Source organism: Streptomyces sp. NBC_01515 (genome assembly GCF_045040345.1).
GTDB lineage: Bacteria > Actinomycetota > Actinomycetes > Streptomycetales > Streptomycetaceae > Streptomyces.
The window spans coordinates 9,145,503-9,159,522 of record NZ_CP109416.1; the positions used below are offsets into that span (position 1 = coordinate 9,145,503).

Below are 14,020 nucleotides of genomic sequence, written 5' to 3' on the forward strand. Positions count from 1 at the left end.
GGGCGCCCGGCGGCGCGCCGATCAGGCGACGCGCGCGCCGTTCACGCCGGGCTCACCCAGGTGCCAGTCTCGGCAGAACGCACCATGGCGTCCACAACTGCCGCGCTGCGTACGGCATCCGGGAGCGTCGCGCCGTACGGGGTGCCCTCGGCGACGGAGCGCAGGAAGCGGTACGCCTCGATCACCTTGAGGTCGTCGTAGCCCATCGCGTTCGCCGCGCCCGGCTGGAACGCGCCGAACTCGCCGTCGCCCGGGCCGACATACACCGTGGTGACGGGCTGGTCCTGGTAGGTCGTGCCGCGGCTGACCGCCAGCTCGTTCATCCGGCGGAAGTCCCAGAACACCGCGCCCTTGGTGCCGTGCACCTCGAAGCCGTAGTTGTTCTGCTCGCCGACCGAGACCCGGCAGGCCTCCAGGACACCCCGGGCGCCGGATGCGAACCGCAGCAGGCAGTTGACGTAGTCCTCGTTCTCGACCGGGCCCAACTCGCCGCCGGTGGCCAGGGCGTGGCCCGCGGTCGCGCCCGTGGGGCGGGAGCGCTGCGGCAGGAAGATCGCGGTGTCGGCGGCCAGGGACGTGATGTCGCCGAGCAGGTACCGGGCCAGGTCCGCGCCGTGCGAGGCGAGGTCGCCCAGGACGCCGTGGCCGCCGCGCTCCAGCTCGTAGCGCCAGGTCAGGGCGCCGTCCGGGTGGGCCGCGTAGTCGCTGAAGAGGCGGACGCGGATGTGCGTGACCGTGCCCAGCTCGCCGGACGCGATCAGGTCGCGGGCGGCCTCCACGGCAGGTGCGTTGCGGTAGTTGAAGCCGACCGCGCCCTGGACGCCGGACTTGGTGACGGCGTCGGCCACGGCGGAGGCGTCCGCCGTCGACAGGCCCACCGGCTTCTCGATCCAGATGTGCTTGCCCGCCTCCGCCATCGCGACGCCGATCTCGCGGTGCAGGAAGTTCGGCGCGGTGATGCTCACCGCCCGCACGCGCGGGTCGTCGACCACCTCGCGCCAGTCGCGGGTGGTGGAGGCGAAGCCGAACTGCTCGGCGGCCTGCTCGGCCCGCCCGGGCACCTCCTCGGCGACCGTCACGAGCTGCGGCCGCACGGTCAGCTGCGGAAAGTGGTGCGGGACACGGGCGTACGCCTGTGTGTGCACCCGCCCCATCCAGCCGAAGCCCACGACGGCGACACCGAGAGAGGTCACCATGACTGCCCTTCTTTGGACCGGTCCATAAACTGTCCACGTCACAGTGGAACCCGTTCGTCCTGATGTCAATACCTGGCTGTCAACACCGAGTGTCCGCGCCTTTGACAGGGGGCGCGACCGCATGGAACGGTCCAGCCATGAGCGCTCCGACCATCCGTGATGTCGCCGAGCGGGCCGGTGTGTCGAAATCCCTGGTCTCCCTGGTGCTGCGCGGCTCCGAGCAGGTCCGACCGGAGAAACGACAGGCCGTGCTGGCCGCCGTGGAGGAACTCGGCTACCGCCCGAACGCCGCCGCCCGCAGCCTCAGCGAACGCCGCACCCGCTCGGTCGGCGTCCTGCTGAACGACCTGCGCAACCCCTGGTTCGTGGAACTCCTCGACGGCCTGGGCTCCCGCCTGCACGAGAACGGCCTGCACATGATGCTGGCCGACGGCCGCCTCAACCGCCACCTCGGCGAGGACCTCACCCGCATCTTCACGGAACTCCGCGTCGACGGCCTGATCGTGGTGGGCACCCTCCCCGGCTCCGACGAACTCCTCGCCGCCGCGACCCACATCCCCACGGTGGTCGCGGGCGCCGTCGAGCCGGTCCTGCCCCACGTCGACGTCGTGGCCGGCGACGACTCGTACGGCGCCGTCCTGGCCACCGAACACCTCATCGACCTGGGCCACCGCCGCATCGCCCACATCGCCGGCCAGGGCGTCGCCGGCGAACTCCGCCGCACCTCCTTCGACGCGGTCATGCAGGCCCACGGCCTGACCGACCTCGCGACGGTCGAACAGGGCGACCACACGGAAGAGGGCGGCTACCGCGCGATGGTCCGCCTGCTCACCGCCCCGCACCGCCCCACGGCCGTCTTCGCCTTCAACGACATCGCGTGCGTCGGCGCGCTCTCGGCGGCCGAGGAGTTGGGCCTCCAGGTGCCTCGGGACCTGTCCCTCGTCGGTTACGACAACACGTATCTCGCGCGCCTACGACACCTCTGGCTCACCACCGTCGACAACGGCAGCCACGACATCGGCCGCCGCGCCGCGCAGCTTCTCGTCCACCGGATGAGGGATCCGAGGCGGGCGGAGGAGACGGTACTGTCGGAGCCGCGGATCGAGGTGCGGGGGAGTACGGGACCGCCCTGGACGGAGTAACTCCGGTGCGGGCATGATCCGTACGGTGCCGAACGAATCCGCGGCAGCGCGCCGCCCGCCCCTGCTCTGGGAACAACACTGCTGCCTGGCCCTGGAGAAGAACGCCGACGTCGGCGAACTGGCCCGGTACAGCAGGCCCGGTGGCAGCTTCGTCTCGGTCAACGTGGGCTACGCGCCCCACAGCGCCGACGACGTCACCGGGCTGATCGCGAGCTGGCGGGAACGGATCGCCGCCGACGACCGGCTGCGGCCGGCCGCGAACGTCGACGACATCGACGCCGCCGGGCGCGCGGGGGAGGTGGCGGTCGCCTTCGACCTGGAGGACTCCGGGCCCCTGGAAGGGGAGTTGGACCGGGTACGCCACTTCTACGACCTCGGCGTCCGCACGATGCTGCCGAGCTACAACACCCGCAACGCGGCCGGCGGCGGTTGCCTCGACGAGGTCGACGAGGGGCTCACGGCCTACGGCCGGGCGCTGGTACGGGAGTTGAACGCCGTCGGCATGGTCGCGGACGGCTCGCACTGCGGTGCCCGTACCGGCCTCGACCTGTGCGAGGTCTCCCAACTGCCCGTCGTCTACAGCCACTCGTGCATGCGCGCGGTGTGGGACCACCCGCGCAACATCACCGACGAGCAGGCCAGGGAGTGCGCGGCGACGGGCGGGGTCGTCGGCATCACCGGAGTCGGCATCTTCCTCGGTCCCAACGACGCCTCCGTCGACGCCCTCGTACGCCACATCGACCACGCCGTCGACCTCGTCGGGCCGGAACACGTTGGTGTGTCCACCGACTACCCGTTCGACGAAGGGGACTTGAACGCGATGCTCGAACAGAGCCCGGAGCTCTTCCCCGACTGCTACACCCGCTGGGGCCCGATCGACTTCATGCCCCCGGAGGGCCTGTTGACCGTCGAGGGCGCGCTGCTCGCCCGGGGGTACCCCGACGACGCCGTCGCCGCGATCCTCGGCGGCAACTTCCGTCGGGTCGCCGAGGCGGTGTGGCGGTAGCGGGCAACTCGCGTGCGGTACAGGTCAGTTGACTGGCAGGATGGGTGGGCGTGAGTGAACGCACCACCTTCATGACCATCGCCAGGGCCGCCGCGCCGCTGTATGTGAGCACCCTCGCCGCGTCCGCCGGGTCGCTCGTCGACACCGCGTTGTTGGGGCGGCACGCCACCGTCTCGCTGGCCGCGTTCGCCGTGACGATCGCCGTGTTCAGTCCGGCCACCGCCACCGTGGCGGGGGCGTTGCGCGGGGTCATGCCGTTCGTCGCGCTGCATCGGGATGATCCCGAGGGGCTGTTGCCGGTGGTGCGGAGCGGGATGTGGCTGGCGTTCGTCGTGGGTGGGATGTGTGCGGCGGCCGTGTGCGCGGTGCCGTTGCTCGGCGGGTTGTTCGGGGTGCCGGGGGCCGTGCTCGATCAACTGGGGCTGTTTCCCCGGATGTTGGCGGGGAGCGTGTTGTTGATCGCCGTCAACTCCTCGGCCTCGTCCGTGCTGGTCGCACTCGGGCGGTCGGCGCAGGTGATGCGGTCCGGGCTCGTGGGGACCGGGGTGTCCGTGGCGTTGTCGGTGGTGCTGGTCGGGGGGCCGGGATCGCTGCCGAGCTTCGGGCTGGCGGGGGCCGGGGTGGCCATGCTCGGCTCCAGCGCGGTCGGGGCCTGGCTCAATCAGTACGCGCTGCGTCGGCGGACCGTGCTCGCCGGGCGGCCCGTCCGGCCCGGCAGACCCGATCCGCGCGAGGTATTGCGGCTGGCCCGGGTCGGGGTGCCGCTCGGCGCGACCGTGCTGGTGAAGTTCTCCGTGCTCGGCGTGCTGACCTTCGCCGCCGCCCGGATCGGCACCGACAGCGCTGCCGTGCACAGCGTCTCCGAGTCCCTGGTGAACGTCGTCTTCACCGCCGCCGTGGCGGTCGGGCAGGCCACGGTGCCGTTGATCGCCGGGTACGCCGAGGAACGCGACCTCGCCCGCATCCGGCGCAGTGTGGACGCCGGGATCGGGGTCGCCCTGTGCGCGGTCGTCGTCCTCGGGGCCGTCCTGGTCGTGCTGCGGGACCCGGTGATCGGCCTGTTCACCAGGGACCAGGGGCTGGCGGACCAGGTCGTACGGCTGTTGCCGCTGGTGCTCGCGGTGGTCGTCACCGATGCCCTGCAGGCGGTGGCGGGCTTCGGGCTCGTCGGGCTCAAGCGCACCGTGCCGAGCCTGGTGTCCACGGCGGTGTGGTTCGGGGTGCTCGCGGCCCTCGCGGTACCGGTCGCCGACGCGGCGGGACTGGCCGGCCTGTGGACCGCGCTGGCCTGCGCGAACCTCCTCCAGGCCGTGACCAAGTTCGTCTCCTTCCGGCGACGCAGTGCGCGGATCGTCGGTACGCCGCTTCCGGTGGGCGTGCGGGACGGCAACACCGGCGCGGGCGCGGCTCAAGAGTCCGGTCGGGGGCGTTGAACGGCTGCCGAGGCCCTTCTGGTCGTCAACTGGGCGTGCCCGCAGCGGTCGTAGGGACCGGTCCAAGTCGTTGAACAGTCGCTGAACATCCTTGATCCGAAGCGTATCGGCGGTGTGCGGGACCCGGGTGTCGGCAACGGGCACCTGGTGCGACGTCGACCCCGGCGGGCGTCCGCGCGATGTGACGTCATGGCACGCGCCCATTACGGTCGTACGGACGACGGTGGCGCCGGAAGAGGGGCAGCATGAGCAGCCGGAACCCGGGTGAGATCACGCGCATCGAGGACGCGGCGCTCACCCTGGCCGCGCAGGCCGGGGATGTGGCCTCCCTGGGGCTGTTGCTGGAGCGGCACCGGGCCGGGATGCGTGCCGTCGCGGTGAGTGTGCTGGGGCCGGGGCCCGATGTCGACGACGTGGTGCAGGACGCGGCGCTGACCGCGCTCCGGCGCGTGGGGGATGTGCGGGACCCGGAGGCCGTAGGGCCCTGGTTGCGGATGATCGTGCGGAATCATGCCCGTTCGTTGCTGCGGGGAGCCGTCGATTTCCGGCCGCTCGACGATCTGCATGTGTCCGTCGCGGAATCCGGTCCTGAGCGGTGGCTGGAGCGGCACGCCCTGCGGGACTGGATCTGGGAGGCCATCGAGGAACTGACCCCCGCGCTGCGGTTGCCGCTCGTGCTGCGGCATTTCAGTGTCGGGGTCACGTCGTACGAGCAGATCGCCGAGGCATGTGGGGTGCCCGTTGGAACGGTCCGAAGTCGGCTCAGTCAGGGGCGGGCCAAGCTCGCGCTGGCCCTCGCCGCCACGGCCGACGCCCCGCACGGAGACGTCGGGCGGCGGACCCGCGCCAGCCGGATCGAGGCGCGCGAGACACTGCACGCGGCCGAGAGCGGGCACTTCGGGAAACTGCTCACCGAGCGCTGGTCGCCCGAGGCCGCGCTGGTCCAGGGGAATCAACCGGTGGGCGGCAGAAGCCTGTTGGTGCGCGGGATGGAGTGCGATCTGGAGGCGGGCGTACGGCAGCATCTCGCGCACGCCGTGGCCGGGCGGTCGCTCGTCGTCTGGGAGATGGACATCACCAATCCCGACGACGACCCCGACCACTGCCCGCCCGCCGTGGCCTGGCTCATGAGTCTGGACCGTGCCGGGCGGGTGCACCGGCTGCGTCTCGTGCATCCTCGGCCGGTGCCCGTTCCGCGGGCCCTCGTAGTGTGACCGGCATCACATCGTCCATTTCGAACTTCGGTCTTTCTCCCGCGTCCTGTCCGTGTCATCGCCGTATGCCGAACAGGGAGATCCCATGAGCACCACCCCCACGACCGACCCGCTCGCGAACGGGACCCACACCGTCGAGATCGACGGGGTCACGCAGAGCTACCACGTGCACGGCAGTGGACCGGTCTGCATCGCGCACTCCGGCGGGCCGGGCATCTTCTGGGAGTACCTGCGGATGCCCGCGCTGGAGGAGCACCTCACGGTCGTCTACCCGGAGCCCGTCGGCACCGGCGCCTCCGGCCGGCTGCCGTCCCACCCGCACGGCTACACCCGGGCCCGTTACAGCCGCTTCCTCGCGGCGCTGATCGAGTACCTCGGCGTCCCCGAGGTACACCTCCTCGGGCACTCGCACGGCGGTTTCGTCGCCCAGTACCACGCCCTGCACCACCCCGAGCGCATCGCCGGCGTGATCCTCTACGACAGCGCCCCGGTGACCGGTCCCGAGCACGGCGCCGAGGCGATGCGCCTGGTGCAGGAGTTCGCCGCCCGGCACGCCGAGAACCCGGGGCTCCCCGAGGTCGTTGGAGCGTTCCAGAGCATCCCCACCATCTCCGACGACGCCCAGATGACCGCCGTGGCCCGGGGGATCTTCCCCGCGTACTTCGCCGACTTCTGGGGCCGGGAGGACGAGTTCGGCCCCGCGCGGGCCGGCGTGACGGCCACGTACATCTCCGGCCTTGACGACGACCTCACCCCGGACGTCATCGACGACCGCGCCGACCTCCGCTCGCTCACCGTGCCCGCCCTCGTCCTCGTCGGCCACCACGACGTCATCTGCGGGGTGCGCTGGGCGGAGGAGCTGCACGAGCTCATCCCGGGTTCGGAGCTGGTGATCTTCGAGGACAGCGGGCACTTCGGTCACCTGGAGGAACCGGAGGCCTTCGCGAAGGCCGTGACCGCGTTCGTCGAGGCTCCCGCCGCCAACTAGGTCATTTGGTCGAAGCCCGGCCGGACGGTCCGCTCTAGCGTGGAGGCGTCCGGAGGGTTTCCGACACAACCAAGGAGCAACGGCATGAGTGCCGTCAAGAACATCGTTCTCGTACACGGCGGATTCGTCGACGGTTCCGGCTGGCAGAACGTGTACCGCCTGCTCACCCAGGACGGCTTCCACGTCAGCGTCGTGCAGAACCCGACCCTGTCCCTCGAAGGCGACGTCGCGGTCACCCACCGCGCCCTCGACGCGCTGGACGGTCCGGCGGTCCTCGTCGGCCACTCCTACGGCGGCGCCGTGATCACCGAGGCCGGGCGCCACGACGCCGTCGCCGGGCTCGTCTACATCGCGGCCTTCGCGCCGGACAAGGACGAGTCGGTCGGCTCGCTGGTCGCCGACCCGGCACCCGGCGCGCCCGTGCCCCCGATCCTGCCGCCGGTCGACGGCTTCCTCTTCTTGGACCGTGACAAGTTCGCCGCGTCCTTCGCGGGCGACCTGCCGGCCGAGGACGCCGCGTTCCTGGCCGACGCACAGGTTCCGTGGGGCCTGGACGCGGTGGGCGGAACGATCACCGAGCCGGCCTGGCGGACCAAGCCGAGCTGGTACCTCGTCACGACCGAGGACCGCATGATCCCGCCGCCGGTCCAGCACCAGATGGCCGAGCGCGCCGGCGCCACCGTGGCCGAGGCCGACGGGAGCCACGCCATCTACGTCTCCCAGCCCGCCGCGGTGGCGGACCTGATCAAGCAGGCGGCGGCTCACCAGGCCTGATGTCCCCTCCCTGACCACCTGTCAACTCCCCGCTTCAGCCCGCCTGTTCACAGGCGGGCTGTCCGCGTGACTTCCCGAGGGAAGCCGAGCGAACCCGAGAGGGAAACAGATCCATGACGACCGTCGTCCAGCCGTCCGTCGCCGAGCAGTCCGAGGCGGAGGCCCTCTACCGATTCCAGACGGAGACCCCCGAGCCCGTCCGTACCGCGCTGGGCATGACCGCCGCCAGGATCGGCGGCGGTGTGGTGCTGTCGATGCGCGACGACATCACCCGCTTCTGGAGCAAGGCCCTCGGCTTCGGTGTCACCGCCCCCGTCACGGCCCAACTCGTCCGAGAGGTCTGCGACTTCTACCGCGCGGCGGGCACCCCGCAGGCCGTCTTCCAGATAGCGCCCGCCTTCCTGCCCGAGGACTGGCCGGAGATCTGCGAGCGGGAAGGCATCGTCCAGGGCTCGTCCTGGGCGAAGCTCGTCGGCACTACTGAGGAGGCCGTGGCCCGCGCCGACGCCCTGGACGTGCTGCCCGACGGCATCAGCGTCACCCCGCTGGAGGCCCAACACGCCCTGAAATGGGGCACGGTGATGATGCGGGCCTTCGGGACACCGGTCGAGCACTACGCCGAGATGGGCGCCGCGACCGTGTCCCGGCCGGGCTGGCACCCCTACGGGGCCTGGCTGGAGGGGGAGTTGGTCGGCACCGGCACCATGCTCGTCCGCGGTGACACGGCGCAGATGTTCGCCGGCGCCGTACTGCCCCACGCGCGGGGGCGTGGCGGACAGACCGCTCTGCTTGCCGCACGGGCGCGCGCGGCACGGGAGTTGGGGTGCCGCGTCCTTGTCGCCGAGACCGGCGCCGAGCAGCCCGGCACCCACAACAGTTCCCTGCACAACATGCTCCGCCTCGGCTTCGAGGTGGCCTACGAACGCCCCAACTGGAGCTGGCAGTTGGAGCCTGAGGCGAGCTGAGTGGGAGGCGTCACGGCATGGGGCCGGTCAACGCGTCGCGCAGGCCGCCCCGTGAGGTGACGTTCAACTTCCGGAAGACGCTGCGGAGATGGGCCGCCACCGTACGCGGCGACAGGAAGAGCTGCGCGGCGATCTGCTTGTTCGTCAGCCCGGTGGCAGCGAGTTGGGCCGCCACCCGCTCCTGCGGGGTCAGCAGCGCGTACCGGTCCCGGCCCTCGGACTCGACGGGCTTCAGCGGCTTGACGGGAATCCCGCTCGCCCGCAGCTCGTTGGCAGCCCGCGCACTCCACGGGGTGGCGCCGAGCCGCTCGAACGTGCCGAGCGCCGCGTCCAGATGGATCCGGGCCGCGCCGCCCGCCTTGGCGCGGCGCAGTCGCTCGCCGTAGGCCAGGCAGATCCGCGCCCAGTCGAACGGCCAGCGTTCGGCACCGGGCGTGGCGATGGCCGCCTCGAACCGGTCGTGGTCGATGACGTCCGGGTCCGCCATCGCCTCGGCGGCGTCCGTCAGCATGGCCAACCGGGGTGAGATCGAAGGGATGTCGGTCTTGCGGACCGCCGCGATGTGCGCGGCAGCCTCCTCGTGGTGGTCGGTGTGCACGGCGGCCTCGGTGAAGTCCAGCAGGAGCCACAGCGCGTGCGGCATGAACCGCGGTACCTCGCCCGGTGTGACGAGGGCCCGCAGCAGGCGGTGGGCGGTGTCGAAGTCCGCGCCGCCGAGCGCCGACAGGGCCCGGATGTGCGCGGCGTAGACCCGCAGCGCGCCCAGTCCGCGCGGGTTGCCCCAGGATACGAGCCGGTCCGCGATCTCGCGGGCGGCGGCGCCGTCGCCGCGCGCGGCGGCCACAAGTCCCCGCTGGAAGTGGCCTGTTGAGGCCGTCAGCCGGTAGTCGTACGTCGCGCACCAGGCGAGACCCTCCGCGGTGATCTCCAGCAGGTCGTCCCACTGGCCGCCCGCGTAGGCGTCGTTGGCCAGCAGGAACTGTGCCTGGATCGCCAGGGCCACGGCCCCGCCGTCGCGGCCGTCGTCGATGACCCGGCGCAGCGCGCTGCGGCAACTCGGCAGGCGGTCGATGTAGGAGGCGGAGAGCGCGAGGCTCAAGACCCTTACAGGATCGGTCTGTTGGCGCAGGCCGGCGATGAGGTGGTCGAGCCGGTCGAGGAAGGGCGGCGCGCCGTGCGCCGGATCGCCGAAGGTGCCCAGGATCAACGGCAGCAGGCGGCGCGACGTGGGCGGACGCCGTCGCTTCACGACGTCCTCGAAGGATTGCCACAGTTCCGGTCGGCCGCCGTAGAAGCACACCATGAGGAGGGTGTTGAGGGCCTCGCGGAAGATGTCCTCGACCGTCTCCGTCTCGTCGGGCCACGTATGGGCCTCGATAGCGCGGATGAGCAGCCGGTGGGCGGTGTCCACATCGCCCTCGCCGTTGAGGAGTTGACTGGCCGCCGCGGTGGCGGCGGCCAGCGAGTCGGTGCCGGACGGGTCGGCGTGGTCGGCGTTGTCCAGCAGTGCGCGCACGTTGCGGAGATCGCCGGTGATGTTGGCGCCGAGGCAGGCCGCCTCCGCCAGCCGACGGGCCTTGTCCGTGCCGGTGGCGCTCAACTCCGAGGCGCGCAGCAGGGTGGTGATGGCGCCGACCGCGTCACCGCGGCGCAGGATGCGGTACGCCACCTCGTGCAGTAGGGCGGCCACTTGGTCGTCGGGGCCGACGGCCGCGTCGGCGAGGTGCCGGGCCCGGTGCTCGGAACCCTCGGGAAGCTCGGCGGCGAGGGCCAGTTGGGCCCACCGGCGTTCCTCGCTGGTCGACAGATCCAGCACCGCGGAACGGGTCAGCGGGTGCCGGAACTCCAGTCTGCCGGTGACGCCGTCGACCTGGACGAGTCCGGCGCGCTCGGCGGGGGACAGCCCGGCGAGACCGTCCGGTCCGCCCGACGCCCGCTGGAGGATGCGCAGTTCACCCGAACCGTCCAGCACGGCGAGCAGCAGCAGCTTCCGGGTCGCGGCCGGGAGCGCGGCGACCCGGGTGGAGAAGATGCCCTTGAGCCGCTCGGTCAACGGCAGTACGGCGGGCAGGGTGCCCCGCTCCCGCTGCTGCGAGTCGTTCAGGGGGACGGGCAGTTCGAGCAGGGCGAGAGGGTTGCCCCGGGCCTCCGCGACCAGCCGCCGCCTGACTCTGGGCGTCATCGCGGGGAACCGCTCGGCCACCAGCTCGTTCGCCGAGACGTCGTCCAGCGGCCGGACCTCGTACTCGGGTATCCCGATGTTACTGAGGAAGGACTCGTCGCCGGTCCGGGACGCGCCCAGCAGGGCGATGGGTCCGGTGCGCAGGGCGCGGGCGAGGGTGCCCAGGACCGTGGCGCTGGGCCGGTCCACCCACGCCACGTCGTCGACGATCAGCGCGAGCGGACCGGACTCGGCGGTGGACCGTTCCAGCAGGGCGTGCACGGCGTTGGCGATGGCGAGCAGTTCGGTCGGCTGCTCGTCGGACAGCCCGCGGACCGCCTGGAGGGTCTCCGCCTGCCGTGCGGGCAGCGCGGGAATCTCCTCGGCCAGCGGTTGCAGCAGCTGGTTCAACGCCGAGAAACTGACGCCCCGTTGGAACGGGCAGCCGGAGATCCGCAGCACCCGGAAGCCCGCCCCCGACGCGCGCGGCGCCGCGGCCTCCAGCAGCGCGGTCTTGCCCACCCCGGCCTCCCCGGTCAGCATCAGCGTGACTCCCCGCGCCCGGGCGGTGTCGAAGTGCCCGTCGAGGAAGGCCAGTTCGGCCGATCGTCCGATGAGGGCCGGCGGGGTGAGGGATGCCGATGCCATGACGCCTCCCGTAGGGGTCGAGCGGTCGAGCGGTCGAGCGGTCGAGCGGGAACAGGAACGGTCCAAACGCGCCTGAGGCCGGCTCAGGCGATGCGTGCGGCCGCCTCCGCGGCGGCGTGCTGGGCGGCGACACGGTCCACCGTGACCGTCTCACCGTCCACGACGACGGGCTCACCCGCGACCCAGACATCCTGGACCGCGCGGGAACCCGCCGCCCACAAGAGGTTGGCGAGCAGCCGGCCGTCCTCGACGTCGAGGCCCGCGGCGAAGTGGGGTCCGTCCACGGAGAGGTGGATCAGGTCCGCCCAGTTTCCCGGGCGCAGGGCACCGATGTCGGTCCGGCCCAGGGCCGCGGCGCCGGCCGAGGTCGCCATGAGGAAGGCGTCCGCGGCGGTCAGGGCCATGGCGTCGGCCGTGGCGAGCCGGCAGAACATCATCGCGAGGCGGGCCTCCTCCCACAGGTCGAGGTCGTCGTTGCTCGCAGGCCCGTCGGTGCCCAGGCCGACGGGGACGGACGCGGCGCGCAGAGCGTGCAAGTCGGCGATGCCGGAGGCGAGTTTGGCGTTCGAGCCCGGGCAGTGCGCGACACCGGCACCCGATGCGGCGAGCAGCCGGATGTCGTCGGCGGAGAGATGCACGGCGTGGGCCGCGAGCAGCCGCCCGTCCAACAGCCCGGTCTCCTGGAGCAGTTGAGGCACCGAACCGTGCAACTCCCGCTGGGCCACGTCCTCGGCGAGGGTCTCCGCGACATGGATGTGCACCAGGGCGCCGCGCTGTGCCGCCTCCTCCGCCGTGGCGCGCAGTGCCTCGGGCGGCAGGGTGTAGGCGGAGTGCGGGCCGTAGCAGAGCTCGACCCGCTCACCGGGCCCGAAGCGCAGACCGTCCGTGTCGATCCACTTGCCGATGGCCGCGAGGTCGGTGTGCCAGTCGTCGCCGGGCCGGTCGAAGTAGGCGGGCGCGATCAGGACCCGGCTCCCGGCCTCCAGCGCCGCGTCGGCCACCTGCTCGGCGTGCGCGTACATCTCGGCGCTGGTCGTCACGCCGTAGCGCAGCATCTCGACGCAGCCGAGCAGCATGCCCGCGTGGGCGTCGCGGGGGCGCATGCGGGCCTCGGCGGGCCAGACGGCGTCCTGGAGCCAGGACGCCAGCGGGAGGTCGCCGCCGAGTCCCCGCAGGAGGGTCATCGGGGAGTGCGCATGGGTGTTGACCAGGCCGGGAGCGAGGATGCCGGACAGCGAGGTGAGGGGGACGCCGGCCGGGAGCGGGGGAGCGGTGGCCGCCGGACCGCAGTGGGTGATGCGGCCGTCCGCGTCGACATCGACCACGGCGTCGCGCAGGACGGAGCAGGAAGGGTCGGCCGGGAGGACCACGGGGGCGAGAAAGCGACGGGGCACGGACATGGGGGGAGCTCGCTTCCGGAGGGAGTGCTGTCAACGAGAACAAGATGCGGGACCGATCCAAAAGTTCGATCCCGAGGGCGTGAACTCGATCACAGACGTGGGGAAACGGGGCGTTCCGCTGCCATGAGCATCGCCGGTTTCGGGTGGATAGGATGAGGTGTGTCTTCCTGGAGCCAAGCTCTGACCGTCTCCTCCGCGAGTGCCTGGGACGAGGTCTTCACCGGGCTGCACGGTGCGAGCCGGATCAGGGTGCCGGACCGCCGCGCACCGTGGACCGGGCAGCTGGAGTGGCAGCGGTCGAAGACCTACAGTCTCGCCCTGTGCTCCGGCGGCGAGGAAGTCGTGGACCGGGACAACCGGCACATCCGCACCGATCCCCGCGGTACGTACGAACTCCTCGTCCCCCTCTCCGGGTCGGCCTGGGTCGAACAGGGCGCGGCCGCCGGCGAGATCGGGCCCGGCGTCATGGCGCTGTGCGACATCGACCGGCCGCTGACGTTCGCGCACGGCGCCGACCTCCGCAGCATCTCCCTGATCGTGTCGGGCCAGCACCTCTCGGCGCGCAGCGCGCTCGCCGCCGGCGGGCCGCATCTCCTCGGCGGTGACCGTGGACTCGGCCGTGTCATACGGCAGTTGACGACCACCCTGCACGAGGAGCGCGAGCACCTCTCCGAGACGACCTTCGACATCGCCTGCGACCGGCTCCTCGACCTGGTGTGCCTCGCCGCGGAGGGCGGCGTCGACTCGGCACCCACCGGACAGCGGGCGAGCGTCGAGGCCGCGATCCGGCGCTACGTCCGGGAGCACGCCTGCGACCGTGACCTCGACGTCGTCGGCATCGCGCGGGCGCTCGGCTGGTCCGCGCGCTACGTCCAGCAGGTGCTCCAGGCCGCGGGCACCACCTCCCGCGACCTGATCCGCCGCGAACGGCTGAACGTCGCCAGAACCCGTCTGGCGAGCGCGAGTTGGACGACGTACTCGATCGCGGAGATCGCCCACGCGAGCGGCTTCGGCAGCCACGCCTCGTTCGCCACGGCGTTCCGGGCGGAGTTCGGGCTGACTCCGCGCGAAGCGAGGCGCAACAGCTAGGACG

General features: G+C 71.9%; 11 protein-coding genes. 8 read left to right on the plus strand and 3 right to left on the minus strand.

The annotated features are described in order from the left end of the window. Positions 1-41: 41 nt before the first annotated feature. Positions 42-1,196: a Gfo/Idh/MocA family protein gene (locus OG407_RS40830; protein ID WP_405865228.1), complete on the minus strand. Its 1,155-nt coding sequence runs from the start codon at positions 1,194-1,196 to the stop codon at positions 42-44. 137 nt (positions 1,197-1,333) lie between these two features. Here OG407_RS40830 and OG407_RS40835 point away from each other — a divergent pair, with 137 nt between their 5' ends. The 7 genes from OG407_RS40835 (at position 1,334) to OG407_RS40865 (ending at position 8,718) form a co-directional block, all read left to right on the plus strand. Beyond that, positions 1,334-2,338, plus strand: coding sequence for a LacI family DNA-binding transcriptional regulator (locus tag OG407_RS40835; RefSeq protein WP_405865230.1), 1,005 nt, complete (start codon positions 1,334-1,336; stop codon positions 2,336-2,338). A 25-nt stretch (positions 2,339-2,363) separates the two neighbouring features. Then, complete coding sequence (locus tag OG407_RS40840) at positions 2,364-3,344, plus strand: dipeptidase (RefSeq protein ID WP_405865232.1); 981 nt, start codon at positions 2,364-2,366, stop codon at positions 3,342-3,344. Positions 3,345-3,394: 50 nt separating this feature from the next. Further along, the gene (locus OG407_RS40845; RefSeq protein WP_405865234.1) at positions 3,395-4,777 is read left to right on the plus strand and encodes an MATE family efflux transporter; all 1,383 of its coding nucleotides are present in this window, start codon (positions 3,395-3,397) and stop codon (positions 4,775-4,777) included. A 245-nt stretch (positions 4,778-5,022) separates the two neighbouring features. Continuing rightward, positions 5,023-5,991 carry an RNA polymerase sigma factor gene (locus tag OG407_RS40850; protein ID WP_405865236.1) on the plus strand — a complete coding sequence of 323 codons (969 nt, stop codon included), beginning with the start codon at positions 5,023-5,025 and terminating at the stop codon, positions 5,989-5,991. Between the two features lie 85 nt (positions 5,992-6,076). Next, the gene (locus tag OG407_RS40855) at positions 6,077-6,979 is read left to right on the plus strand and encodes an alpha/beta fold hydrolase (protein WP_405865238.1); all 903 of its coding nucleotides are present in this window, start codon (positions 6,077-6,079) and stop codon (positions 6,977-6,979) included. Between the two features lie 84 nt (positions 6,980-7,063). After that, positions 7,064-7,753 carry an alpha/beta fold hydrolase gene (locus OG407_RS40860; RefSeq protein WP_405865240.1) on the plus strand — a complete coding sequence of 230 codons (690 nt, stop codon included), beginning with the start codon at positions 7,064-7,066 and terminating at the stop codon, positions 7,751-7,753. A gap of 113 nt (positions 7,754-7,866) precedes the next feature. After that, positions 7,867-8,718, plus strand: coding sequence for a GNAT family N-acetyltransferase (locus OG407_RS40865; RefSeq protein ID WP_405865242.1), 852 nt, complete (start codon positions 7,867-7,869; stop codon positions 8,716-8,718). A 10-nt stretch (positions 8,719-8,728) separates the two neighbouring features. Here OG407_RS40865 and OG407_RS40870 read toward each other — a convergent pair whose 3' ends face one another. After that, positions 8,729-11,527 carry an ATP-binding protein gene (locus tag OG407_RS40870; RefSeq protein ID WP_405865244.1) on the minus strand — a complete coding sequence of 933 codons (2,799 nt, stop codon included), beginning with the start codon at positions 11,525-11,527 and terminating at the stop codon, positions 8,729-8,731. 83 nt (positions 11,528-11,610) lie between these two features. Beyond that, entirely contained in the window at positions 11,611-12,927 is a 1,317-nt protein-coding gene (locus OG407_RS40875) for an amidohydrolase family protein (protein WP_405865246.1), read from the minus strand. Positions 12,928-13,086: 159 nt separating this feature from the next. Here OG407_RS40875 and OG407_RS40880 point away from each other — a divergent pair, with 159 nt between their 5' ends. Beyond that, positions 13,087-14,016 (plus strand): AraC family transcriptional regulator, encoded by a 930-nt coding sequence (locus OG407_RS40880; RefSeq protein ID WP_405865248.1) that lies wholly within the window; start codon positions 13,087-13,089, stop codon positions 14,014-14,016. Positions 14,017-14,020 lie beyond the last annotated feature (4 nt).

Coding starts and splice junctions, on each gene's coding strand:
- OG407_RS40830 (WP_405865228.1), bottom strand. CDS start 1,196: ATGGTGACCTCTCTCGGTGTCGCCGTCGTGGGCTTCGGCTGGATGGGG.
- OG407_RS40835 (WP_405865230.1), top strand. CDS start 1,334: ATGAGCGCTCCGACCATCCGTGATGTCGCCGAGCGGGCCGGTGTGTCG.
- OG407_RS40850 (WP_405865236.1), top strand. CDS start 5,023: ATGAGCAGCCGGAACCCGGGTGAGATCACGCGCATCGAGGACGCGGCG.
- OG407_RS40855 (WP_405865238.1), top strand. CDS start 6,077: ATGAGCACCACCCCCACGACCGACCCGCTCGCGAACGGGACCCACACC.
- OG407_RS40860 (WP_405865240.1), top strand. CDS start 7,064: ATGAGTGCCGTCAAGAACATCGTTCTCGTACACGGCGGATTCGTCGAC.
- OG407_RS40865 (WP_405865242.1), top strand. CDS start 7,867: ATGACGACCGTCGTCCAGCCGTCCGTCGCCGAGCAGTCCGAGGCGGAG.
- OG407_RS40870 (WP_405865244.1), bottom strand. CDS start 11,527: ATGGCATCGGCATCCCTCACCCCGCCGGCCCTCATCGGACGATCGGCC.
- OG407_RS40875 (WP_405865246.1), bottom strand. CDS start 12,927: ATGTCCGTGCCCCGTCGCTTTCTCGCCCCCGTGGTCCTCCCGGCCGAC.